The sequence below is a fragment of the Pseudomonas koreensis genome (assembly GCF_036668835.1).
GTDB classification, from domain to species: domain Bacteria; phylum Pseudomonadota; class Gammaproteobacteria; order Pseudomonadales; family Pseudomonadaceae; genus Aquipseudomonas; species Aquipseudomonas koreensis_I.
Genome location: NZ_JAZEVW010000003.1, coordinates 184,269 through 207,234 on the forward strand (window position 1 = coordinate 184,269; position 22,966 = coordinate 207,234).

Consider the following 22,966-nt stretch of genomic DNA (forward strand, 5'->3'; position numbering starts at 1 on the left):
AACCTTGCGGCCTCGTTCTCAAGGATCTGCAAGGTATGCGGCGTCACGTCGGTCTATGTATTGCGTTGCTGTTGTGTGCCTGTAAACCGCAGGATGCGCCGCCTCTCGACCAGCAACTGTATGTCTGGCAACGCCAGTGGACGCCTGCCCACGAGGCGGCGTTGCGTGACAGCCGCGCTGATTTTTCCACGCTGCGGGTGCTGGCGCTGCAAGCCTTCCCGAACGCAGGCTGGAGCCGGGCGCGGATCGATGCGCCGTTGCTGAAGGCCGATGGCCGGGCATTGATCGCGGTGATACGGCTCGACGGCCAGCTCAAGGCGCTGGATCATAAGCAGGTCACCGCGCAGATTCTGCAAGTGCTCGCCGATTGGCAGGCGCAAGGCCTGACAGTGAGCGGCATCGAAATCGACCACGACGCCGGTAGCGCGCGCTTGCCGGCGTACGCTGAATTCCTCAAACAGCTGCGCTCGGCATTGCCGTCGACGTTGCCGCTGAGCATCACCGCATTGCCGGCCTGGCTCGACAGTCCGCAACTGCGCGCGCTGCTGCAAACTGTCGACAGCAGCGTGCTGCAAGTGCATGCGGTCAGCGATCCTCGGCGCGGTCTGTTCGATCCCGAGCAAGCGTTGAAATGGGCCAAGGGCTGGGCGCAGATCACTGACAAGCCGTTCTATCTGGCACTGCCCGCCTATGGCGTGGCGTTGTTGCCGGATGACGGTGGGGCGCCGCTGGTGGAAAGCGAGGTGCGATTGGAGCGGGGCGGTCAGCGTCGGGAACTGCTTGCCGATCCGCTGCAATTGAGCCGGCTCGGCCAAACATTACGTGATGATCCGCCGAAGCACCTGGCGGGGCTGATCTGGTTTCGCCTGCCGCTGGCCAATGATCGCCGCGCCTGGAGTCTGACCACGCTGGCCGCGGTTGCCCGTGGCGATCAACTGACCAGTCGGCTCGACGTGACGCTCAGCGAACACGCCGCTCTCTACGACATTCAGCTCGAAAATCCCGGTAATCTCGACAGCGCCTGGCCTGCGCAAATCACCCTGAAGGCAAAAAACTGCGAGGGCGCCGATGCGCTCGCCGGTTACTCATTGCAACAAAATGCTGATCTGCTTACCTTCACCCGCCTGCGCGACGGCCGCTTGCCGGCGGGCGGACAACGCGCCATCGGTTGGGCGCGTTGCGCCACTATTGATCAAGGAGGTTCGCATGTTGTCCCGTAACTGGCCGCGTCATCTGCTTTGCCTGAGCCTCAGCCTGCCGCTGGGTTCGGCGCTGGCCTGCGGGCCGGATTTCCCGATGCGCCTGCTCGACGATCGCGGTCAGACCCTGGCCGATCTGCCCGAAGGCAATTTCAATTTCGAACTCAGCCGCCTCGGCGAAACCATTGCCGGGCTGAAGAACGCAACTGCCATCACCCATAATCCCAACGATCTGTACGGCGAAGAAAACGCTGCCGCCATCGCTCGTGAACAAGCCGAGCAGGCAGGCCTGAGCGCCGAGCAGCAAGCCTTGGTCAAAAAACTGCGTGGCCTGACCGATGCACCTCAAGCCGAAATGCAGGGCGCCAGTCTGCCCGAGGAAATCCGTTGGTACGTTGCTGGTGCGGTGGCCTTCGCCACCGGTGATCGCCAACAGGCAATCGAATACTTCAACAAAGTGCTGGCGCTGCCGGCCGATCAGCGGCCGCTGCGCAGCACCTGGGCGGCGTATTCGCTGGGCCGCACATGGCTGGCGGCGAGCGCCGAGGCCGCCGATGCGATCTCCGCACTAGACCAGGCGCGCGCGGCGTACCGCCATGCGCGCCAGCTGAGCATCGATGGCTTCAGTGATCCGCTGGAACTGGGCGTGGCCAGCCTCGGCGAGGAAGCACGGGTGCTGCGCAGCGCCGGTGACTGGAGCGGCGCCATCGAATTGTATGAGGCGCAGAACCTGCACGGCTCGGCGGTGGGCTACACCTCGCTGAAACAATTGATGAACGAACTGGCGGAGCTGCCCGAGGCTGAGCTGGCGAAACTGCTCGAGCATAAAGCGGTGCAGCAACTGGTCACGGCTTCCTTGGTCAGCCGGCAGGGTTGGTCATTCGGTGATCAACCACCGAACGAAAAGAAGCTGGTGACGCTACTGCAAAACAGCACCCGTGGCAGCCTGGACAATGCCGATCGACTGGCGGCGATGAGTTATCAACAGGGCGATTACGCAAGCGCCAAAGCCTTTCTGGTGAATGCCGGAGACGGCGGACTGGCCTGGTGGTTGCGGGCCAAACTGGCCGTGCGTGACGGCGATAAAACGGCCGCTGCCGCAGCGTATGCCAAAGCCGCGCAAGCCTTTCCGCAGACTGAGGATTGGGGTTACCGGCGCACACCGGACTGGGCCTATGAAACCGTGCAGCCGAAGTGCCGGGTCGAGGGCGAGAGCGCGATCCTGGCGTTGCAACGCGGCGAGTACCTGCAAGCGTTCGTGCAGCTGTATCGCAGCAACAGCGTCTATTGGTTCGACGCGGCAACCGTGGCCGAGCGCGTGCTGACGGTTGATGAGCTGAAACGCTACGTCGACGACAACGTCCCTGCGCCGCCCGCGCTGACCCAGCAGCAACGCGACAACTACGTGCCGCTGCCGGTGGCGGCCAGCCTGCGCAATCTGCTGGGTCGGCGCCTGCTGCGCGAAGGCCATTACCAGGAGGCGGTGGCTTATTTTGATAATCCAGACCTGCAGAACAAGGCGCGTCTCTACGGCGAACAACGCCTCAAAGCCGACGCCGCATGGTGGCCGACCAAACGCGCGAGTGCCTTGTACAACGCCGCGTGGACGGCCCGCGAATGGGGCATGGACATTCTCGGCTACGAAATGGCCCCGGATTACGCCACGTTTGGCGGCAATTACAGCCTGGAAAGCGCCGAGCTGAAAGTTGGCCCGCTGGTGTCCGAGGCGGAAGTGCAACGCCAGCAGGCCAGCGCTGCGCAGCCGGATCAGCGTTACCACTATCGGTTTGTCGCCACCGAACTGGCCGGCCGCGCCGCCGATAATCTGCCGCACAGCAGTCAGGCTTTTGCCGCTGTTCTGTGCAATGCAGCCGGCTGGAACAGCAGTCTGGAAGACCAGAGTGCGCTGTATCAGCGTTACGTCAAGCAAGGTCCGTACGTGCCATGGGCGGTGGATTTCGGCAATCAATGCCCGTACCCGGATTTCGAGAACGCCGACAAGCGTTACGTGACTCAGGTGACCGACGGAGTGCGCGCGTCGCTGCGGCCGTACAAGTGGCCGGTGCAGATCGGCGCGCTGGGGCTGGTTGTCGCGGCGGCGTTGCTGCTGATCAGCCGTCGCCGGCGCAAGGCAGGCAAAGGCTAGGCTTGCTGGACAAACGTCAGGCGCACGGCGAAACCGATCAACAGGCTGCCGAACAGCCACTGCTGCACGCGCTGGGCGGTTGGATGATGTTGCAACCAACGGCCCAGTGCGGCCCCGGTCAGGGCATAAGCGCTGTCAAACAGCAGGCCGGTGCCGACCAGCAACCCGCCCAGTATTGCGAATTGGCTGAGCACCGGCGTGCCGTCGTTGACGATGAACTGCGGCAATAGCACCGAGCAGAACAGCAGCGCTTTGGGGTTGAGCAGGTTGGTCAGCAAACCTCGGCGAATGGCCGTGCGCCATTGCCCGTGACGGCCGGCGCCTGTTTCAGCGCTCAGAGGCGGCAGCAAGGTGCTGCGCAGGCATTGCACGCCAATCCACAGCAGATAGGCCGCGCCGGCCATGCGCACCACCTCGAAGGTCCACGGTGCTGCCTTGAACAGCGCCGCCAGCCCCAACGCTGCGAGCGCGACATGACAGGCGCGAGCGACGCCCAGACCAATGGCGGTGGCCAGTGCCGGGCCGCGACCCTGACGGGCGCCGGTTTGTAGCAGCAGGATCATGTCCGGGCCGGGCAATAACAGAACCACGGCCAATGCCAGGAAAAACAGCCAGAGACTTGTCATATTGCAGCCCTTGCGCAGCGGATTCGGTGGCCAATTCTAGAGCCGAACGCTGGCGCAGGTGCTTGCGTAGTTCGCTTCAAAAGCGCCGTATTTTGGCATAACCTGCTGGTTTTATAAGTCAGAACAATCGAGATATGCCAACCATGAAACTCGACGCTTTCGATCGCAAGATCCTCGCCGCGCTGCAACGCAACGGCCGCCTGAGCAATGTCGAGCTGGCGGAGGAAATCGGCCTGTCGGCCTCGCCATGCCTGCGACGCGTGCGCATGCTGGAAGAGGCGGGGGTGATTCGCGGCTATCAGGCCAACGTTGACCGCGATGAAGTCGGCCTGGGGCTGACGGTGTTCGTCGGGGTCAAGGTCGAGCGGCACAACGAAGAACGGGCCAATGCGTTCTATGCCGCCGTTACCGCATTGCCGGAGGTGATTTCCGCGTTTCTGGTGTCAGGTGAGTCGGATTTCCTGTTGCAAGTGGTGGTGCCGGACCTGCGTGCCTACGACCGTTTTGTCAGCAGTCATCTGCTGAAGCTGCCGGGAGTCAGCGACATTCGCAGCAACTTTGCGATTCATACGGTGAAGACGCCAGGACCGTTGCCTTTGGGGCATCTTCCTGCTTGAGAATGAGTTGACTTTATCACTCAAAAAACTGGCTCCCGCACCGCTTTTGATCGACCAGATGATTGTTGTTCACCCTCAACAGTGCGCGTTCAGACATTCGGCAAAGACTTCAGGCAAGCGACAGGTACGAGGTCTTTGAATAACGATTGTGGACGAATATTTCACGCTTTTCGTTATATCGTAACGACACGAACGCAAGCCAATCAGTTTGGGGTGATATGCAAGTTGATCTGCAGGTTGAGGGCACGCAAGTGGCCGGACTGCCACGGTTCCAGCAGGCAGCCGTTCAGGGCCGGCGGCTACGACGTTGGGCGCTGGGTCTTGGCGGGTTGGCAGGGGCGGGCGTGGTGCTGGCGCTGTTTGTCGGGTTGTTCAGGCCGCAGTCACTGTGGCAACCGTTATTGCTCAATCAAAGTGCCGCGTTGCTGGTGTTGGTTGCAGGTTGGCAATCGGCCTGGTGGCTGACGCAATGGCGTGCACGGGCGATTGATCCCGTGCCCTCGACTGCGCTTGCAGACGAAGTACTTTCGGCACCGGAAGGCTGGTACGAGCGCTTCCTTGATCGCCTGAGCCAGCGAGGTCTGCATCTGCTCGGTCAGATTGGCGCGGCAACGTTGTGGTTGGCCGGCTGGGCATTGCTGATTATGCTCAGCGTTGACCAAGCGTGGAACCTGACGTTGCCGAGCGCGGCGATGGGCCTGTCCGCCACCGTGGCGGCGGCGCTGGGGTTGCTGTTGGCGTTCGGTTTGCTGGTGTTGGAACGGCAATTGGCTCAGGAGAACTCGGCGCAATGGCCGGAAGCAGGGTCGTTGGCGCAACTCACTCGGGTGGCGATCATCACCCTGGTTTTGAGCGCGTTGTGTTTGTTGTTCGCTGGCGAAAATGCCATCTGGCCGGTGCGTGTCGCCGTGCTGATCGGGCTCTTGCCGGGCCTGGTTGCGGTGGAGTTTTTATTGCGTGCCGTGCTTTCGCTGTTCAGCCCACGTCGCGAGCAGCTCGAACCAACGCTACTGGCGCGCAGCTTCGTCGCCGATATGCTGCGCTGGCCGCCGCAACCCTTGCTCGCCTTGCAGCACGAACTACATAACCGTTTTGGCATCGATCTGCGTCAGATCTGGGCGTTCAGTTTCATGCGCCGGGCGTTGTTGCCGGTGTTGGCGCTGGTGGCGGTGGTGGGTTGGCTACTTACGGGCATTCATGAAATTCCCTTGCAGGGGCGGGGTATCTACGAACGTTTCGGCAACCCGGTGCAGGTATTCGGTCCCGGTTTACAGGTGGGATTGCCATGGCCGCTGGGGCGCGTGTTGAGCGTTGAAAACGGCGTGGTCCATGAACTGGCTACCAGCGTCGGCGAGAACCCGGCACCGCTGCAAGCCTATCCTGCCGAAGGCCCGGCCCCTGCCACGGCCAACCGCTTGTGGGACGCCAGTCACGTCAATGACAAGTCGCAAGTCATCGCCAGCCGTCGCGGTGAGCAGCAGAGCTTCCAGATCGTCAACATGGACGTGCGTTTTGTCTATCGCATCGGCCTGAGCGATCAGGCCGCGTTGGCCGCGACCTATAACAGCGCCGATGTGCCGACGCTGATTCGCAGCACCGCCAGCCGGATTCTGGTTCACGATTTTGCTTCGCGTACGCTGGACGGTTTGCTCGGTGAGGACCGCGTCGACCTGGCCGAGGAGATCGGTCGAGCGGTGCAGAGCGATCTGAATGCACTCGGCAGCGGCGTGGAAATTCTCGCCACGGTGGTCGAGGCGATTCATCCGCCGGCCGGTGCGGCCAATGCCTATCACAGCGTGCAAGCTGCGCAGATCGGTGCGCAGGCGTTGATTGCCCGTGAGCGGGGCGCCGCTGCACAGGCGAGCAACCAGGCTCAATTGCAGGCCAGTCTTGCGCGTGATCTCGCCACTGCTAGCGCGCGGGAAATCGGTGCCGCCGCGCAGGCAGCGGATTCGAAATTCAACGCCGAACAGCAAGCCTACGCAAATGCCGGTCAGGCCTTTGTACTTGAGCAATATTTCAGTCAGCTCAGCCAAGGCCTGAGCAAGGCGCGGCTGCTGATTCTTGACCACCGACTGGGCGGCGCGACCAACGCGCCGACCATCGATTTGCGCAATTTCACGCTGCCGGCTGACCCGACGCCCGCGCGCACCAACGCTCAACCAGGAGTTGCCCATTGAGCCAGTCGCCTACTCACGATTCGCACGACCACAGCGGCCACGATCACGGCCATGGCGGGCATCACCACCATCACGGGCATCACCATCACCACCACGGCGCGCCGCAAGAGGCTGGACCGTTTCCGTGGCGGCGCATGGGTTGGGCAGCGTTGCTGGTTGCCTTCGCGGTTGCAGCGGCGAGCCTGGTGCAAGTGCGCTCCGGAGAGGCCACGGTGATCACACGCTTCGGAAATCCCTCGCGGGTATTGCTTGATCCGGGCCTGAGTTGGCGTTGGCCGGCGCCGTTTGAGGCGGCAATTCCGGTGGACTTGCGACTGCGTACGACTTCCAGCGGTTTGCAGGATGTCGGTACCCGAGACGGCTTGCGCATCATTGTCCAGGCCTACGTGGCCTGGCAGGTGCAGGGCGACGCGGACAACGTGCAGCGTTTCATGCGCGCCGTGCAAAACCAGCCGGACGAAGCCGCGCGGCAGATTCGCACCTTTGTCGGCTCGGCGCTGGAGACCACGGCGAGCAGTTTTGACTTGGCGAGTCTGGTCAACACCGATGCCAGCCAGGTGCGCATCGGTGATTTCGAGGCGCAGTTGCGACAACAGATCGATCAGCAATTGCTTGCCACTTATGGTGTGCGCGTTGTGCAGATGGGCATCGAGCGATTGACTTTGCCATCGGTCACGCTCACGGCCACGGTTGATCGCATGCGCGCAGAGCGTGAAACCATCGCCACCGAACGCACGGCCATCGGTAAACGTGAAGCCGCGCAAATCCGATCCGCCGCCGAACGTGATGCACGTATTGTTCAGGCTGACGCGACGGTAAAAGCTGCCGACATCGAAGCGCAATCCCGCGTCGAAGCCGCGCAAATTTACGGCCGCGCCTATGCCAGTTCACCGCAGCTCTACAACTTGCTGCGCTCGCTCGACACCCTTGGGACGATCGTTACGCCAGAAACCAAACTGATACTACGAACCGATGCGGCGCCGTTTCGGGTATTGGTCGACGGGCCGCCGGCTCTCGACAATAAAGCCGGATTACAGCCATGACTGATGACGTTCCACGTGGAACACACACATTGAACGGTCCATGGATACAGGCCGGGCGCCTGGCATTTCTTGCCTTATACGCGGTGACGGTACTGGCTGCGCTCGCTTGGGCGTTTTCCAATGTGCGGCAGATCGATCCGCAGAATCGCGCAGTGGTTTTGCATTTCGGTGCGTTGGATCGCATTCAAAATGCCGGCCTGCTATTGGCTTGGCCACAGCCGTTCGAACAGGTGATCCTGCTGCCGGCAGCCGATCGGGTTATCGAGCGGCGCGTGGAAAACCTGTTGCGCAGCGATGAGGCGTTAAAGGCAGATCGGGTCGCTTCGTTTGCCACGCCGTTGAGCGATGCGCTGGCGGGGTCTGGCTATTTGCTGACCGGTGACGCTGGGGTGGTGCAACTGGATGTGCGGGTGTTCTACAAGGTCAGCAATCCATATGACTTTGTTCTGCAAGGCACTCATGTGTTGCCTGCACTGGATCGGCTCGTAACTCGCAGTGCATTGGCACTGACAGCCGCGCGCGATCTGGACACCATTTTGGTCGCACGTCCGGAACTCATCGGTGCGGACAGCCAGGCCGCCGAGCGCCGTGAGCGATTGCGTGGTGATCTGGTCCGAGCGATCAATCAGCGCCTGGTTGAACTGAAATCGGGCGGGCAGGGCATTGGTGTCGAAGTGGCGCGGGTCGATGTGCAATCGAGTCTGCCTGAGCCGGCAGTCAGCGCTTTCAACGCGGTCCTGACCGCCAGTCAGCAAGCCGATAAAGCCGTCGCCAATGCCCGCACCGAGGCCGAAAAACTCACCCAGACCGCCAACGAACAAGCCGACCGCACACTACAGATTGCACATGCGCAGGCCGGCGAGCGCTTGGCCAAGGCGTCAGCAGATACTGCCACGGTTGCGAGCCTGGCCAAGAGTGCCGACCCGCAGTTGCTCTTGCGTCTGTATCGCGAGCGCATTCCGCAGATTCTCGGCCAGGCCGGCTCGGTGACCACGGTCAATGCGAAAGACGATTCCCGCCTGATCATTCAGGGAGCCAGCCAATGACTGCGACCACCGCCACGCCGAGCCTGTTGTCCTCGGCCGAACAACGCCGCGCCGCACGGCAACTGACCCTGGCAATGCTTGCGCTCGGTTTGCTCGGGCTCGGCCTGATCTGGCGTTGGTGGCTGCCGGAGCAAACCGGGGTCAGCCAATTGCTGCTGGGCTTTGCGTCATTAATAGTCGGGGTGTCGGTGATGCGCTCGGCGTGGTACAGCCTGCGCTATCCGAGTCTGCATGGCATCACCGATCAATTGATTGCACTGGCCATGCTTGGCGCCTGGGCAACAGGCGATCTGCTCACGGCGGCGTTGCTGCCGATCATCATGATCTTCGGCCATGTGCTGGAGGAACGCAGTGTCATTGGTTCGCAGGAAGCGATTCACGCGTTAGGTCAGCTCACGCGTAGCCATGCTCGCAAAATCCAGGCGGACGGCTCGGTCATCGAAGTCGACAACGGCACCCTCAAGCCCGGCGATACCGTTGAGGTGCGGGCCGGTGATCGCGTGCCAGCGGATGGTCGGGTTCTCGCCGGTCAGGCCAGTCTCGATACCGCGTCGATCACCGGCGAATCTGTGCCGGTCGAGGCGGGCGTCGGCATGAGCGTGTATGGCGGCGCGATCAACCTCGACGGCTTACTGCGTATCGAAGTGACGCGCACCGGTGACGAGTCGACCCTGGGCAAAGTCATCGCACTGATGCAGAACGCCGAACGCTCGAAACCGCCGATCACCCGACTGCTTGAACGTTACGCTGGCAGCTACATGATCCTGGTATTGCTGCTGGCCGCTGTGACCTGGTTTATCACCAACGATGCGCAAGCGATGCTTGCAGTGCTGGTTGCCGCTTGTCCATGCGCACTGGTGTTGTCGGCACCTGCCACAGCGATTGCCGGCGTCGCAGTAGCGGCGCGTCACGGCATATTGATCCGCAGCTCGGCGTTCCTTGAAGAGCTGGCCGATCTGACGTCCTTGGTAGTCGACAAGACCGGGACGCTGACCTACGGCACCCTGCGTCTGCAATCGATCGACGGCGCAGCGGCGGATCACGCGGCGGCGAAGACCTTGGCGGCCAGCCTCGGCGCAGCCAGCAGTCATCCGGTAAGCCGCGCCTTGGCGGGACTGGTCAGCGCGCAAGACTATTTGCCTTTGAGCGATATTCAGGAGCGGCAGGGGCTCGGCGTTGTTGCCATGACCGCGCAGGGCGAAGCGGCACTCGGGCGCCCGGAGCTGTTTGCGCAGTTGGGTATCAGCACCACGCCGGTCCCAGAGCACGATGGGCCGATTGCCGGGCTGGCCTCGAACGGTGAGTTTCTTGCCTGGCTGCTGTTGGCCGACAGCGTCAAACCGGAGGCACGCTTTGCCCTCAGCGAGTTACGTGAGTTGGGTCTTGGCCGACAGCTGTTGTTGACCGGTGATCGGCAGAGCGTCGCGAACTCGCTGGCGCAGGAGGTCGGCTTGCACGAAGTCGAAGCGCAGGCCTTGCCTGAAGACAAACTCAATCGCGTTCTCAAGGAAATCGACCACGGCTTCCGGCCGATGGTGGTCGGTGACGGTATCAATGATTCGCTCGCCCTCAAGGCCGGCGTGGTTGGCGTTGCAATGGGCGCGGGCGGCGCGGACATTGCGCTGGCCTCGGCCGATATCGTGCTGATCGGCAGCGATCTGCGCCGGCTCGGTACTTGTGTGCGGCTGAGCCGTCAGTGCCGCCGAACATTGCAGGTCAATGTGATCATCGGACTGGGCTGGACGCTGGCAATCGTCGTCTTCGCAGCATTTGGCTGGCTCGGTGCTGCCGGAGCAATGATCGCTGCACTGCTGCACAACCTGAGTACATTACTGGTGCTTGGTAATGCCGGCCGCTTGCTGCGGTTTCAGGAACCGTTGGCGAAAATGGATGATGAGCTTCGAAACGATTTGTAACGAACTGCCGGCCAAGTTAGCAGTCATTGGAAAAGAGGGCGCTCCATTTCAAGCCGTTATCGGTTGAAAGTTGTGGGTGCAGGATGGCCTGTTGGAGCGTCTGCGACGATAGCTTCGGCTAATCAGTTCGATAGCCTGCTATTTTTTCGCGATGGTCTACCCTCAGATCTGACGTCTGAAACAAGGGGGGATTTCCATGCTCGCGCAACTTCCACCGGCCTTACAGAACCTGCAGCTTCCGCTTCGCCTGCGACTCTGGGACGGCCATGAATTCAATCTGGGGCCGACGCCCAGCGTCACCATCGTGGTCAAGGACCCACAGATGGTCACCCAGTTCACCCATCCAAGCCTCGATGCGCTGGGAGCGGCGTTCGTTGAAGGCAAACTTGAACTGGAGGGCTCGATCAGCGAAGTCATCCGCGTCTGCGATGAACTGAGCAGCGCCTTGCTCGACGAAGACGAAGGCAGTCTGCCGGTGCGTTCAGTTCACGACAAGGAAACCGACGCCAAGGCCATCTCTTACCATTACGACCTTTCCAATGCGTTCTACCAGCTATGGCTGGACAGCGACATGGTCTATTCCTGCGCGTATTTCGAGACCGGCAGCGAAACACTGGAGCACGCGCAACAGGCCAAATTCCGCCATCTGTGTCGCAAGCTGCGCTTGCAGCCGGGCGAGTATCTGCTGGATGTCGGCTGCGGCTGGGGTGGACTGGCGCGTTTTGCCGCACGGGAATTCGGTGCCAAGGTCTTCGGCATCACGCTGAGCCAGGAACAACTGAAGCTGGCGCGCGAACGGGTCAAGGCTGAGGGGCTGGAAGATCAGATCGAACTGCAACTGCTCGACTACCGCGATCTGCCTCAGGACGGGCGCTTCGACAAGGTCGTGAGTGTCGGCATGTTCGAACACGTCGGCCACGCCAATCTCGCCGAATACTGCAAAACCCTGTTTGGCGCGGTGAAGGAAGGTGGTCTGGTGATGAACCATGGCATTACCGCCAAGCACACCGACGGCCGGCCAGTCGGGCGTGGTGCCGGCGACTTCATTGAGAAGTACGTGTTCCCTAACGGCGAACTCCCGCACCTTTCCATGATCTCGGCGCAGATCAGTGAAGCCGGGCTGGAGATTGTCGACGTGGAAAGCCTGCGCCTGCATTACGCGCGTACGCTGGACCATTGGAGCGAGCGGCTGGAGGACAACCTTGAAGCCGCTGGCAAGCTGGTACCGGAACAGGCATTGCGTATCTGGCGCCTGTATCTGGCCGGCTGCGCTTATGCGTTTGCCCGTGGCTGGATCAATCTGCACCAGATCCTTGCGGTCAAAGCGCACGCCGATGGCAGCCATGAACTGCCCTGGACTCGCGACGACATCTATAACCCGTGAAGTCAAAGGCGTCCCCTCGCGTGGGCGCCTTACAGGATCGGTGAGATCAGCCGGGCGATCCGCATGCCGACTTGTTGCAGGCGGTGGATTTCCCGGCTCTCTTCCTTGGCGATTTCGTACGCCTGGGCGAAATCTGCTTCAAGCATCTGTTCCACGCTGGCGGCAAAGGCGCTGTCGACGGTCAGCAGCATGACCTCGAAATTCAAACGGAACGAGCGGTTGTCGAGGTTGGCGCTGCCGATCGCGCTGATCTCGCTGTCGATCAACACCACCTTCTGATGCAGGAAACCGGGTTCGTAACGGAACACCCGCACACCGGCGCGCACCGCTTCAAACGCATACAGACTGGAAGCTGCATAAACGATGCGATGGTCCGGGCGCGATGGTAGCAGCAAGCGCACATCAACGCCGCGTAACACGGCCAGTCGTAGTGCGGCGAACACCGCTTCATCCGGGATGAAATAAGGGCTGGTGATCCATACCCGCTCGCTGGCGGCGTGGATCGCTTCGACAAAAAACAACGAGCAGGTTTCATAGGCATCGGCCGGGCCGCTGGCAAGCAATTGGCAGAGCACGCCGTCCTCAGGGTAGGCATCCGGCAGGATCAGCGGCGGCAGCGAGCGCGCGGCCCAGAACCAGTCTTCGGCGAAAGATTCCTGCATGCTGGCAACGACCGGTCCGCGGACTTGCACATGGGTATCGCGCCACGGTGCCAGCGGTGGTTTGTCGCCCATGTATTCGTCGCCGACGTTGTGCCCGCCGACGAAACCGATGATGCCGTCGACCACCACAATCTTGCGGTGATTGCGAAAGTTGACCTGAAAGCGATTCAGCCAGCCACTGCGCGTGGCGAATGCTTTCACCGCAACACCGCCGTCGCGCAATGCCTGCACATAGCCATGGGGCAGGGCATGGCTGCCGATGCGGTCGTAGAGCAGATGAATCGTCACGCCTTCGGCGGCTTTTTTCAGCAGCAGATCGCGCAGCCGTTGGCCGAGTCGATCGTCATGGATAATGAAAAACTGCACCAGCACGGCCTCTTTGGCTTGCTCGATCACACTGAAGATCGCCTCGAACGTCGCCGCACCGTTTATTAGCAGCTGCACTTCATTATTGGCCAGGCACGGCATTCGCCCAAGTTTGGGCATCGCACGCAACGAGGCATAAGCGTTGGAAGCGCGGGCGGCGAGCGCTTCCTCGACCCACGGGCGCCAGTTCAGCTCGGAGATGGCCACGCGCATTTGTTCGTTGGCCTGGCGCCGCGCCTTTATGTAGCCGTCGAAGGTGCTACGGCCAAATACCAAATACGGAATCAGTGTGAGATACGGAATGAAGATCAGCGACAAAGCCCAGGCAATCGAACCTTGCGCGGTGCGCACGGTGAGTACCGCATGTATCGCGGCAATCGATCCGAGGGTGTGAATCAGCGCGATCAGATAACCGAAAATGTGCGGTCCAAAATAATCCATGGGGCAGCCTTGCTCCGGAAGATGCAATGCTTAACAGACCATGTTCAGCGGCGAATGTCGCTATTTAATTGGTCCATGAACCGAAGCAACCGGCCGGCGTCTAACGGCCACAACTGATCAGGAGTTTGTCGATGAACGTTCGTCTGCTGGGTTTGGCGCTGGGCCTGGGTTTGGCATTGCCGGTGATTGCGCAAGCGCAGATGTTGCAGCCGGGGCTGTGGGAAATGACCTCGAGCAATTTGAAAGTCGACGATCAAGCGATGGATGTGCAATCGATCCTCGGGCAAATTCAAGGCCAGATCACGCCGCAACAGCGCGCGGCGCTGGAGAAGAACGGCATCAACATCGGCGGCAAGGGCATCCGCGCCTGCCTCACACCGCAGCAAGTGGCGACCAACGATATTCCACTGGCCGATCCGCAATCGGGCTGCAAACAGCAGATCACCGAGCGCACCGGCAACCAGTGGAAATTCCGTTTCAGCTGCCCGAAAGCGCAGGGCACCGGGGTCGCGACATTCCTCAGTGATCGCGAATTCACGACTGTTGCCAATGGCACGTTCAACGCCATCGGGATCAACCAGAAGGGGAGTCTGGAAACCCGCGCGGTATGGTTGGGTCAGGATTGCGGGACGGTGAAGCCACGGGCTTGATGCCTCGCATCATGGCTGGCTCAACGCTTTGTACAGCGTGTTGAGGTTGTACTCGAAGAGTCCGGTGAAAGTGCTCGCCGGCCCGCTTGCGGCGAGTGCGTCCGAGTACAACGTGCCGCCGATATGCGCGCCGCTCTCATCGGCGATCTGCTTGAGCAGGCGCGCGTCCTTGATGTTCTCCATGAAGACCGCTTTGACCTTTGCCTGACGGATCTGGGTAATCAGCGCGGCAACTTCTGCGGCTGACGGCTCGCGCTCGGTGGATAAACCCTGGGGCGCGATGAAGTCGATGCCGTAGGCCTGACCGAGATAACCGAACGCATCGTGACTGGTGACGATCTTGCGGTTGCCCGCTGACAGCGAACCCAGTTTGGTCTTGGCTTCAGCGAGCAGGGCGTAGATCTGCTTCAGATAGGTTTGGCTGTTGCGCTGGTAGTCAGCCTTGTTCGCTGGGTCAGCCGCTATCAAAGCCTTGGTGATATTGGCGATATACAACTCGGCGTTCGCCAGATTGTGCCAGGCATGCGGGTCGGGAACAGTTTCGCCGTCCTCGTCCAGAGATCGCGGAATCACCCCGCGGCTGGCATTGATCAGCGTTGCCTGGGTGGCGGTGCTGGTGACCAGTCGATCCAGCCATGGCTCGAAACCCAGTCCGTTTTTGATAATCAATTTAGCGTTGAGCAGGGCTTTGGCGTCGTCTGGAGTCGGCTCGTAAGTGTGCGCGTCGGCGTCCGGACCGACCATGCTGGTGATCTGCACATGGTCGCCGCCAATCTGGTGAACCATGTCGGCGAGGATGCTGAAGCTGGTGACCACCGGCATTTTTTCCGCCGCCGACAATGACATCGATAGCAACAAGCTGAACAGCACGAGTAGAGCGCGCATCGGGAAACACCTCATTGGGATGTGAGCAAAGGCGGGCGGCGCAGCAGGCCATGGACCGGCCCGACGATCACCGACAATAGATAACCAGCGCCAGCGACCAGCACGATCGCCGGGCCGCTGGGCAGCGAGAAATAGAACGACAGCAGCAATCCAAACCACACCGACAGGCAACCGAACGCTGCCGCAATGGCAATCAGCACCGGAAGTCGTCGGCTCCAGAATCGCGACGCCGCAGCGGGCAGCATCATCAGGCCGACGACCATCAGGGCGCCGATTGCCTGAAAGCCGATGACCAGATTGAGCACCACCAAGGTAAGGAATACACCGTGGGCCAGCGGGCCGAGACGGCTGACGGTTCTCAAAAACAATGGATCGAGGGTGTCGAGCACCAGCGGTTTATAGATCAGCACCATGGCGATCAGGCTGCACGCCGAGACCCACAGCATGCCTTGCAAGGTGGGTCCGTCGACGGCCAATGCTGAACCGAACAGCAGATGCAAAAGGTCCAGGCGCTTTCCGGCGATGCCGAGAATCAGCACGCCGCTGGCAAGTGAGATCGGGTAGATCGCGGCAAGGCTGGCGTCTTCGCGCAAGCCTGTGCGCCGAGTAATCCAGGCCGCCAGTCCGGCCATTCCCAGACCGGCACCGAGGCCGCCGAGGGTCAGTGCCGGCAAACTGAGTCCGGCGAACCAGAAGCCCAATGCAGCTCCGGGCAAGATTCCATGGGCGACCGCATCGCCGATCAGGCTCATGCGCCGCAGAATCAAAAACACCCCAAGTGGCGCCGTGCTGCAGGCCAGGACCAGACCACCGAACAAGGCGCGACGCATGAACATGAATTCGTGAAACGGCTGCCAGAGTTGTGTGACGGCAAGCATCAGGCCACCTGCGTGTACGGCGTTTGGTCAATCAATTCCGCGCTCGCCGCCAAGCGGCACTCGCGATGTTTGATCAGCAAGGTGGTGGGAATGTGCTGGCGTACCGCAGCGAGGTCATGACACACCACAACGAGCGTCCGGCCTTCGCCGTGCCAAGCGAGAATGTTCTGCCAGAGCAGTTGTTGACCGAGTTCATCGAGTGCCGCGTGGGGTTCATCGAGCAGCAGTACCGGCGCGTCGGTCAGACTCAAGCGGGCGAGCAGGGCGCGTTGCAGCTCACCGCCGGACAGCGCCATCAACGGACGCTGTTCTAGTCCGTGCAAGTGCCAGTTCTCCAGTGCGGCTTGCAGCCGTTGCGCGCGCAGTTGCGTTGCCAATCGGCGCCCCCAGAATCCGGCGGCAACCAGTTCTTGCAGGTTGATTGGAAACTGGCGATCGAGATGCTGCTGTTGCGGAAGAAAGGACAATCCACTTTGCCGTGGAACACCAAGAGAGACTTTGCCTGCCAGTGGTTTTTGCAGGCCGGCAATGACTTTCAACAGGCTGCTTTTTCCGCAGCCATTGGCACCGATGATTGCTGTGAGGGAGCCACTGGCGAGCTGCAGATTCAGCGGCGACGTCAGCGGTTGGCCCGGCGCTCCCCAGCTCAATGATTGGCAACGAATCATGCCGACTCCCGTCGCCATTGGCTTTCGGCAACCGCGTCGTGCGCGTGCAGGCTTTCGGCATGGACAACGCGCAGATGGAAGGCACTGACTCCTGAGATGCGGCGTAGCGCTAGATTCAAGCGGCGAGCGGCGTCTTCGCAAAACATCAGATTCTGCCCATTGGCAAGGGCGAAGGCTTGCTCGTCGGCGCGCTTCACGGCGGTCTGCACGGCTGTGCCGAGCGCAGCTTCGGCAGCGTTGATGAGTGTATTCAGCGGTAACTCGTCGATGGATTGGTCGAGATGAAAATGCAGTTGTGCGGTACTGCGCTGGCTGTGAGGCGTGGCAACGATGCCGCGAGAAGAGCCTAGCCATGCCAGCACATCGGCGTGTTGCAACGTCTGATTGGCAAAGTCATCGATGAATTGTTGCTGGATCAGTTGTCTGGCTAACGCCGCTGAACAGGGGCAGGTCGAGGAATAGGGCAATTCAATTTTTAGTTCCACGTGGAACATCTGCTCTTTCAGCGTGGCAGAAATGCACACTGGATAGGCTTTCCAGCCGGCCAATGGGCTGATCAGCGCGGGTCGTTTCAGCAGCAATTCAGTATGCAGATTGATATAAGCGCAGCTAGATAAGCCTTCATGACTGTCGAGAAATTGGCTGAGTACACGATGCAATAATGAAGGCGAAAGCTCCTTCTGTTCCAGTGCATCCAACGCCAGGTACAGGCGCGACATATGTATGCCCCGCGCTTCGCCATCATCAAGGCTTACGCCTGCATCAGCCTTTGCACTCAAAGGCTTTCCTTGCAGGAGGATCGGCAAAGCGATGCCCTGCATGCCTACCCATTCAAGCGGCACATTTTCGCGCAGCGCCTCTGCGGCAATATCCGGCAGTGTCATTGAGTTCATGGTTGTAACCGTCGATTTGAACGAATCGGATGTTACAGTATAACAATGCGCACGCCATTGCTTGTTTCATGAATGAATTTTTACCCAAGCAAGAATCGGGAGTACTTAGCACCCGGTCATTCGGCTACAGGTAAATTTCGCGCTACCTCCGCCAGAACTCGAAAAACGGTTGATCGTGGTCCAGCCCACACGACGGGTGTACCCCACCCAGACCTCGCCGTTCGAAGCGATACCCGTAAAAAAGGTGAGCTGACCGAAGCGGCTGTTGGTTTGCGCCCAATAGCGATGCCCGTCTTTTTCGAAGCCGCGCAAATAAAGCGTGTTGCCCACGGTGTTCACGCTGTAGCTGTTGCCGGCGGCATCCGCGCAGGCCAAAAGACTCGCACTGCGCGTGCAGGTAGCAGGTGATCCCGGCTGCGCAAGGATGCTTATTGCGGGCAGCAGGGCACAGCTCAGCACAACCCCACGCAGCGCGTTTTTCATCATGGTTCGTGTCAAGCGCGAGCACCTCAGGCGAAACAAAAGCTGGTTTGTTAGGTGAGTTATAACATAACATAAAAAGACACCTGCCCTGTTCCATGATTTTGGTTTTTCAGATGCTGACGTGGAGCGATGGGGTGAACAGCAATGGGACATGCGCCAATTGCTCACAGAAGACAGGATTATCCAATGTCAGAAAAATTACCCGTCACTGTTCTTTCAGGATTTTTGGGCGCCGGAAAAAGTACGCTTTTGAATTACGTACTACGTAATCGAAACGGAATGCGCGTAGCGGTCATCGTCAATGATATGAGCGAGATCAACCTTGATGGCAGCGAAGTCCAGCGCGATGTCAGCCTTAACCGCGCTGAAGAAAAAATAGTCGAAATGAGCAACGGCTGTATCTGTTGTACGTTACGTGAAGACCTGCTCGAAGAAGTCAGCAAGCTCGCCCGCGAAGATCGCTTCGATTACCTGCTCATCGAGTCCACCGGAATTTCCGAGCCGCTGCCCGTTGCGGAAACGTTCACCTTTCGCGATGAACACGGCCAAAGCCTGTGCGACGTCGCCCATCTCGACACCATGGTGACGGTAGTCGACGGCGTGAATTTCCTCCCCGATTACCAAGCGGCAGAAAGCCTGGCTTCTCGCGGCGAGATGCTGGCTGAGGAAGACGAACGCTCGATCACCGATCTGTTGATCGAGCAAATCGAATTCGCCGATGTACTGTTGATCAGCAAGATCGACCTGATCAGCCAGCCAGAACGTGAAGAACTGATCGCCATTCTTAAGCGCCTGAACGCGCAGGCCGAAATCATCCCGATGGTGATGGGCGAGGTGCCGTTGGAAAAAGTCCTGAACACCGGCCGTTTCGACTTCGAAAAAGCCGCGCGGGCGCCTGGTTGGCTCAAGGAGCTACGCGGTGAACACATTCCGGAGACCGATGAGTATGGCATTGCCTCGACGGCATACCGCGCTCGGCGGCCCTTTCACCCGCAACGGTTCTTCAACTTCATCAACCGTCCATGGCTGAACGGCAAACTGCTGCGCTCCAAAGGTTTTTTCTGGCTGGCAAGCAAGCCCACCGACGCCGGTAGCTGGTCGCAGGCCGGCGGCTTGATGCGTCACGGTTTTGCCGGGCGCTGGTGGCGGTTCGTACCGAAAGATCAATGGCCACAGGATCAGGAAAGCAGCGCAGCCATCCTGGAAAACTGGACGCCGAGCGTAGGAGATTGCCGCCAGGAGTTGGTGTTCATCGGCCAGAACATCGATTTCCCACAACTCACTGCCGAGCTGGATACCTGCCTGCTCACCGATGAAGAAATGGCGCTCGGTGCCGAGGGTTGGCGATCGCTCGCGGACCCGTTCGGCCCTTGGCACGAAGAGGCTGCCTGATGTCTGCACTCCAATCCCTGCGAAACCTCAGCCGCCAGCAGCATCAAGGCCCGACCCCACAGGCACTGACGCGCATACTCGAAGATGAGGTCAATCTGGCTGTCTGGCAGCGACAGTTGCCATTGCACATCAGCGCATTTGCCGATGTGCTGCTGTCGCTCAACCAGCCTTTTGCGCAGTCGCTGTGTCTGGAGTTGCCCGAAGAGGACGCCGAGCCGGATCTCACCGGGCTGGCTACGGAGTTGCGCGATGTGCAGGGTTACGAAGGCTTTGTCGCCGATTTGCAATGGCTGGTCAGCGCCTTTGCCTGCCTGCTCGGTGCGCGGCGGATCGGCCTGCGCCTGCGGGCGCTGGACAAAGCCATGTGCCCGCGTTTCCACGTTGATCACGTACCGGTGCGGCTGATCACGACCTACGCCGGCGTCGGCAGCCAATGGCTCGCGGAGGGTGCGATGGATCGCCGTCAACTCGGTCAGGCCAACGCCGAACCCCACGCGGATGTTCAGCAACTCAGCAGCGGCGACGTTGCATTGTTGAAGGGGGAGAAATGGCACGGCAACGAAGGTTTCGGCCTGATCCATCGCTCGCCGCAACCGCCAGTGGGCGAGCGCCGCTTGATTCTTACCCTCGACTGGCTCGGCTGATGTTTCAAGGCTTGAGCCACGATCCCTGGCTCTGCGTTTCGCAATAAGGCTTCAGGTACGCCGCATCAGTGGCTACACCGTAATAGTGGATGTCCTGGCGATAGGGCATATTGGCAACTTGCGCGTTGCTGCACACGCCAAACGCACCACCCGGGCATTGGTCGACGTATTGCACCTCGACTTTTTGCCCGGCCAGGGTCGGCTGGCAGAAGCCGTCGTTGAACAGTTTTTCGGGAATGTTGCGGTTTTGCTGGCAGACTTTGACGTCGAGCCGCTCGCCCTGACTGTGCACCACACAGGCCTGAGCCCACGCTTCGCTCGACAGCAGCGCCAACAGCAACGACCATCCCATCCAACGCATCTTCTAATCTCCGAAAAACTTGCCGCCATGTTGCAGAACATTCCCACTCATGTCATTGCTGGCCCTTTGGGCGCGGGCAAAACCAGTCTGATTCGCCAGCTCATGGCCCAGCGTCCGTCTGGCGAACGCTGGGCGGTGTTGATCAACGAGTTTGGCCAGATCGGTCTGGATGCCGCCTTGCTGAGCCGTGACGCAGCGGGTACCGAATTGGCCGAAGTCGCCGGCGGCTGTCTGTGTTGCGTCAACGGCGCGCCATTCCAGATTGGCCTCGCCCGGTTGCTGCGCAAAGCGAAGCCGGATCGCTTGTTCATTGAACCGTCCGGGCTGGGCCATCCGCTGCAGTTGCTCAGGCAATTGCGCGAGGCGCCATGGCAGGGCGTATTGGCGGTGCAACCGAGTGTGCTGGTGCTCGATGCTCAGGCACTGCATGCAGGACAAGCGCTGCCAGCAGCGCAACAACAGGCGTTGGGCAGTACCGGACTGGTTTTGATGAACAAAGCGGAAGGCCTTGATGAGGACGAACGGCAGAAAATCGCCATACAGTTGCCGTCGGTCAGGCTGATCTGGACCCGCCAGGCGCAATTGTCGTTGAGTGATCTGCCGGGCTTGGCCGCGCAAGCGATGAGTGGCGCAGATAATCCACTCATGCCTCGGGGACCTGCGCAGCTTCCGGCAGTGTGGAGCGATCCGACCGTGCCAATCTGCTTGAGTCAGGCGCAGGAGGGCGGCTGGAGCATCGGTTGGCTTTGGCATCCGCACCAGACGTTCGACAAACTGCGCGTCGCGGACTGGCTGAAGAGCCTTCACTGGACGCGGGCAAAACTGGTGATCCACAGCCCGGATGGCTGGGTGTCGGCGAATGCGCTGGATAACGCCAATCTCGAATGGCAAATCAGCGAATGGCGCAAGGACTCGCGAATCGAGCTGATCTTTGCTGATGCGCAAAACATCGATCAATTGCAGGCAGGACTGGCGCAGTGTCGGCTGCCGTAAGTCAGCTCACGGCTTCCACTTGGTATGTTCCTGACGCCACTGACTCAGTTCGATCACTTCGGCGCGCGGCTTGCTGACTTCCACGACGGGCGGGGTATCGTCGAACGGCGCAGGGTAGGGTGCCAGTTCGATCTGCGCACTGTGCGCACCGAACTGAGTGATGGTGCCGTTGTGCCGGGTTTCGCCGGTTACGGTGAACTCGAAATTGTAGACCCGCGCCAGGCGCCGCCGACCGCTGGCATCCTTGAGCAGGCCGATCTTCTTCAACGCGACGTTGCCGTCGAGCAATTCGACGCCGACGTTGCTGCAATGCTGCTTGACCCGTTCCAGTGCGCGCTCGCGCAAGCCGTGGTTATGCCACAACCAGGCGCCGGCAGCGGCGAACAGCATCAGTACGAAGATGTTTTCCAGGGTCAGCATCAACATCGAACTCCAAAAGATGGCGTCAGCTTAACTGCGTCGTCGGTCTGTCGTACAGGCTGTGTTTCGTCGCATACTGCGCGGCTTGAATTTCAATCGTTTTACGGAATGACCCGAATGAAACGTACGCCTCATCTGCTCGCCATCCAGTCCCACGTGGTGTTCGGCCACGCCGGCAACAGCGCCGCGGTTTTTCCGATGCAGCGGGTCGGCGTCAACGTCTGGCCGCTCAATACCGTGCAGTTTTCCAACCACACCCAATATGGGCAGTGGGCGGGTGAAGTGCTGGCACCGCAGCAGATTCCCGCGCTGATCGAAGGGATTGCCGCCATTGGCGAGCTGGGCAACTGCGACGCGGTGCTGTCCGGCTACCTCGGCAGCGCCGCGCAGGGCCGTGCGATTCTCAGCGGCGTGGCGCGCATCAAAGCGGTCAATCCGAAGATGCTGTATCTGTGTGACCCGGTAATGGGGCACCCGGAGAAAGGCTGCAGCGTGCCGACCGAGGTCAGTGATTTCCTGCTGGATGAGGCGGCAGCGGTGGCGGACATCATGTGCCCGAACCAGTTGGAACTGGACAGCTTTTCCGGGCGCAAGCCGCAGTCGCTGTTCGATTGCCTGGCGATGGCGCGGGCACTGCTGGCGCGCGGTCCGAAAGCGGTGCTGGTCAAGCATCTGGACTATCCGGGCAAACCGGCCGATGGCTTCGAAATGTTGCTGGTGACGGCTGAGGGCAGTTGGCACCTGCGCCGTCCCCTGCTGGCGTTTCCGCGTCAGCCGGTGGGCGTGGGCGATCTGACGTCCGGTCTGTTCCTGGCGCGAGTGCTTTTGGGCGACAGCCTGCTGGCCGCGTTCGAGTTCACCGCAGCGGCGGTGCATGAGGTGCTGCTGGAGACTCAGGCGTGTGCCAGTTACGAGTTGCAACTGGTGCGGGCGCAGGATCGGATTGCGCATCCGCGGGTGAAGTTCGAAGCGACGGCGATCAGTCTGTAAGACCGCGCTGCCCCCATTCGCGAGCAAGCTCGCTCCCACATTAGGTTTTCTGTACGACACAGAGCCAGTGTGGGAGCGAGCTT

General features: G+C 60.5%; 22 protein-coding genes. 13 read left to right on the top strand and 9 right to left on the bottom strand.

Features of this window, described 5'->3' with window-relative positions; translation table 11 throughout:
- Positions 1–35 precede the first annotated feature (35 nt).
- Positions 36–1,220, top strand: a complete 1,185-nt coding sequence (locus tag V6F91_RS10050; protein ID WP_332763958.1) for a DUF3142 domain-containing protein — start codon at positions 36–38, stop codon at positions 1,218–1,220.
- A complete protein-coding gene (locus V6F91_RS10055; protein WP_332763960.1) occupies positions 1,207–3,345 on the top strand; it encodes a hypothetical protein in 2,139 nt (712 codons plus the stop codon). Before V6F91_RS10050 ends, V6F91_RS10055 begins: the two co-directional genes overlap by 14 nt.
- Here V6F91_RS10055 and V6F91_RS10060 read toward each other — a convergent pair.
- Positions 3,342–3,971: a LysE family translocator gene (locus V6F91_RS10060; RefSeq protein WP_332763962.1), complete on the bottom strand. Its 630-nt coding sequence runs from the start codon at positions 3,969–3,971 to the stop codon at positions 3,342–3,344. The genes V6F91_RS10055 and V6F91_RS10060 overlap by 4 nt on opposite strands.
- Before the next feature lie 143 nt (positions 3,972–4,114).
- Between V6F91_RS10060 and V6F91_RS10065 the strand changes: the two genes are divergently transcribed.
- The 6 genes from V6F91_RS10065 (at position 4,115) to cfaB (ending at position 12,157) form a co-directional block, all read left to right on the top strand.
- Positions 4,115–4,588 (top strand): Lrp/AsnC family transcriptional regulator, encoded by a 474-nt coding sequence (locus V6F91_RS10065; RefSeq protein ID WP_332763964.1) that lies wholly within the window; start codon positions 4,115–4,117, stop codon positions 4,586–4,588.
- Between the two features lie 218 nt (positions 4,589–4,806).
- Positions 4,807–6,768: a protease modulator HflK gene (locus V6F91_RS10070; protein ID WP_332763966.1), complete on the top strand. Its 1,962-nt coding sequence runs from the start codon at positions 4,807–4,809 to the stop codon at positions 6,766–6,768.
- Positions 6,765–7,811, top strand: coding sequence for a protease modulator HflC (locus V6F91_RS10075; RefSeq protein WP_332763968.1), 1,047 nt, complete (start codon positions 6,765–6,767; stop codon positions 7,809–7,811). Before V6F91_RS10070 ends, V6F91_RS10075 begins: the two co-directional genes overlap by 4 nt.
- Positions 7,808–8,857: a protease modulator HflK gene (locus V6F91_RS10080; RefSeq protein ID WP_332763970.1), complete on the top strand. Its 1,050-nt coding sequence runs from the start codon at positions 7,808–7,810 to the stop codon at positions 8,855–8,857. The genes V6F91_RS10075 and V6F91_RS10080 overlap by 4 nt, the downstream gene beginning before the upstream one ends.
- The gene (locus V6F91_RS10085) at positions 8,854–10,773 is read left to right on the top strand and encodes a cation-translocating P-type ATPase (RefSeq protein WP_332763972.1); all 1,920 of its coding nucleotides are present in this window, start codon (positions 8,854–8,856) and stop codon (positions 10,771–10,773) included. The genes V6F91_RS10080 and V6F91_RS10085 overlap by 4 nt, the downstream gene beginning before the upstream one ends.
- Positions 10,774–10,969: 196 nt before the next feature.
- Entirely contained in the window at positions 10,970–12,157 is a 1,188-nt protein-coding gene (cfaB, locus tag V6F91_RS10090; RefSeq protein ID WP_332763974.1) for a C17 cyclopropane fatty acid synthase CfaB, read from the top strand.
- Positions 12,158–12,186: 29 nt separating this feature from the next.
- On the opposite strand, the gene cls is transcribed toward cfaB, so the two are convergent.
- Positions 12,187–13,626 carry a cardiolipin synthase gene (gene cls, locus V6F91_RS10095; RefSeq protein WP_332763976.1) on the bottom strand — a complete coding sequence of 480 codons (1,440 nt, stop codon included), beginning with the start codon at positions 13,624–13,626 and terminating at the stop codon, positions 12,187–12,189.
- 131 nt (positions 13,627–13,757) lie between these two features.
- Here cls and V6F91_RS10100 point away from each other — a divergent pair, with 131 nt between their 5' ends.
- On the top strand, positions 13,758–14,276 hold the full coding sequence (locus tag V6F91_RS10100; RefSeq protein ID WP_332763978.1) for a DUF3617 domain-containing protein: 519 nt from the start codon (positions 13,758–13,760) through the stop codon (positions 14,274–14,276).
- Positions 14,277–14,285: 9 nt separating this feature from the next.
- Here the strand turns inward: V6F91_RS10100 and V6F91_RS10105 are convergent, their stop codons facing one another.
- The 5 genes from V6F91_RS10105 to V6F91_RS10125 form a co-directional block, all read right to left on the bottom strand.
- Positions 14,286–15,161 (bottom strand): metal ABC transporter substrate-binding protein, encoded by an 876-nt coding sequence (locus tag V6F91_RS10105; RefSeq protein WP_332763980.1) that lies wholly within the window; start codon positions 15,159–15,161, stop codon positions 14,286–14,288.
- Positions 15,162–15,172: 11 nt separating this feature from the next.
- Positions 15,173–16,039: a metal ABC transporter permease gene (locus V6F91_RS10110; RefSeq protein WP_332763982.1), complete on the bottom strand. Its 867-nt coding sequence runs from the start codon at positions 16,037–16,039 to the stop codon at positions 15,173–15,175.
- Entirely contained in the window at positions 16,039–16,707 is a 669-nt protein-coding gene (locus V6F91_RS10115; RefSeq protein WP_332763984.1) for a metal ABC transporter ATP-binding protein, read from the bottom strand. The genes V6F91_RS10110 and V6F91_RS10115 overlap by 1 nt, the downstream gene beginning before the upstream one ends.
- Positions 16,704–17,600, bottom strand: coding sequence for a GTP cyclohydrolase FolE2 (gene folE2, locus V6F91_RS10120; protein WP_332763986.1), 897 nt, complete (start codon positions 17,598–17,600; stop codon positions 16,704–16,706). Before folE2 ends, V6F91_RS10115 begins: the two co-directional genes overlap by 4 nt.
- 105 nt (positions 17,601–17,705) lie before the next feature.
- Positions 17,706–18,083, bottom strand: coding sequence for a glutamine synthetase (locus V6F91_RS10125; RefSeq protein WP_332763988.1), 378 nt, complete (start codon positions 18,081–18,083; stop codon positions 17,706–17,708).
- Positions 18,084–18,269: 186 nt separating this feature from the next.
- On the opposite strand from V6F91_RS10125, the gene zigA reads away from it, so the two are divergent.
- The gene (gene zigA / locus V6F91_RS10130) at positions 18,270–19,475 is read left to right on the top strand and encodes a zinc metallochaperone GTPase ZigA (RefSeq protein ID WP_332764887.1); all 1,206 of its coding nucleotides are present in this window, start codon (positions 18,270–18,272) and stop codon (positions 19,473–19,475) included.
- Positions 19,475–20,119 (top strand): DUF1826 domain-containing protein, encoded by a 645-nt coding sequence (locus tag V6F91_RS10135; protein ID WP_332763990.1) that lies wholly within the window; start codon positions 19,475–19,477, stop codon positions 20,117–20,119. The genes zigA and V6F91_RS10135 overlap by 1 nt, the downstream gene beginning before the upstream one ends.
- A gap of 4 nt (positions 20,120–20,123) precedes the next feature.
- Here the strand turns inward: V6F91_RS10135 and V6F91_RS10140 are convergent, their stop codons facing one another.
- Positions 20,124–20,480 carry an NADH:ubiquinone oxidoreductase gene (locus V6F91_RS10140; protein WP_332763992.1) on the bottom strand — a complete coding sequence of 119 codons (357 nt, stop codon included), beginning with the start codon at positions 20,478–20,480 and terminating at the stop codon, positions 20,124–20,126.
- A 27-nt stretch (positions 20,481–20,507) separates the two neighbouring features.
- On the opposite strand from V6F91_RS10140, the gene V6F91_RS10145 reads away from it, so the two are divergent.
- Positions 20,508–21,473, top strand: a complete 966-nt coding sequence (locus V6F91_RS10145) for a CobW-like GTP-binding protein (RefSeq protein WP_332763994.1) — start codon at positions 20,508–20,510, stop codon at positions 21,471–21,473.
- Positions 21,474–21,479: 6 nt separating this feature from the next.
- On the opposite strand, the gene V6F91_RS10150 is transcribed toward V6F91_RS10145, so the two are convergent.
- Positions 21,480–21,893 carry a DUF3301 domain-containing protein gene (locus tag V6F91_RS10150; protein ID WP_332764889.1) on the bottom strand — a complete coding sequence of 138 codons (414 nt, stop codon included), beginning with the start codon at positions 21,891–21,893 and terminating at the stop codon, positions 21,480–21,482.
- 117 nt (positions 21,894–22,010) lie between these two features.
- Here V6F91_RS10150 and pdxY point away from each other — a divergent pair, with 117 nt between their 5' ends.
- Entirely contained in the window at positions 22,011–22,883 is an 873-nt protein-coding gene (gene pdxY, locus V6F91_RS10155; protein ID WP_090287716.1) for a pyridoxal kinase PdxY, read from the top strand.
- Positions 22,884–22,966: the final 83 nt, after the last annotated feature.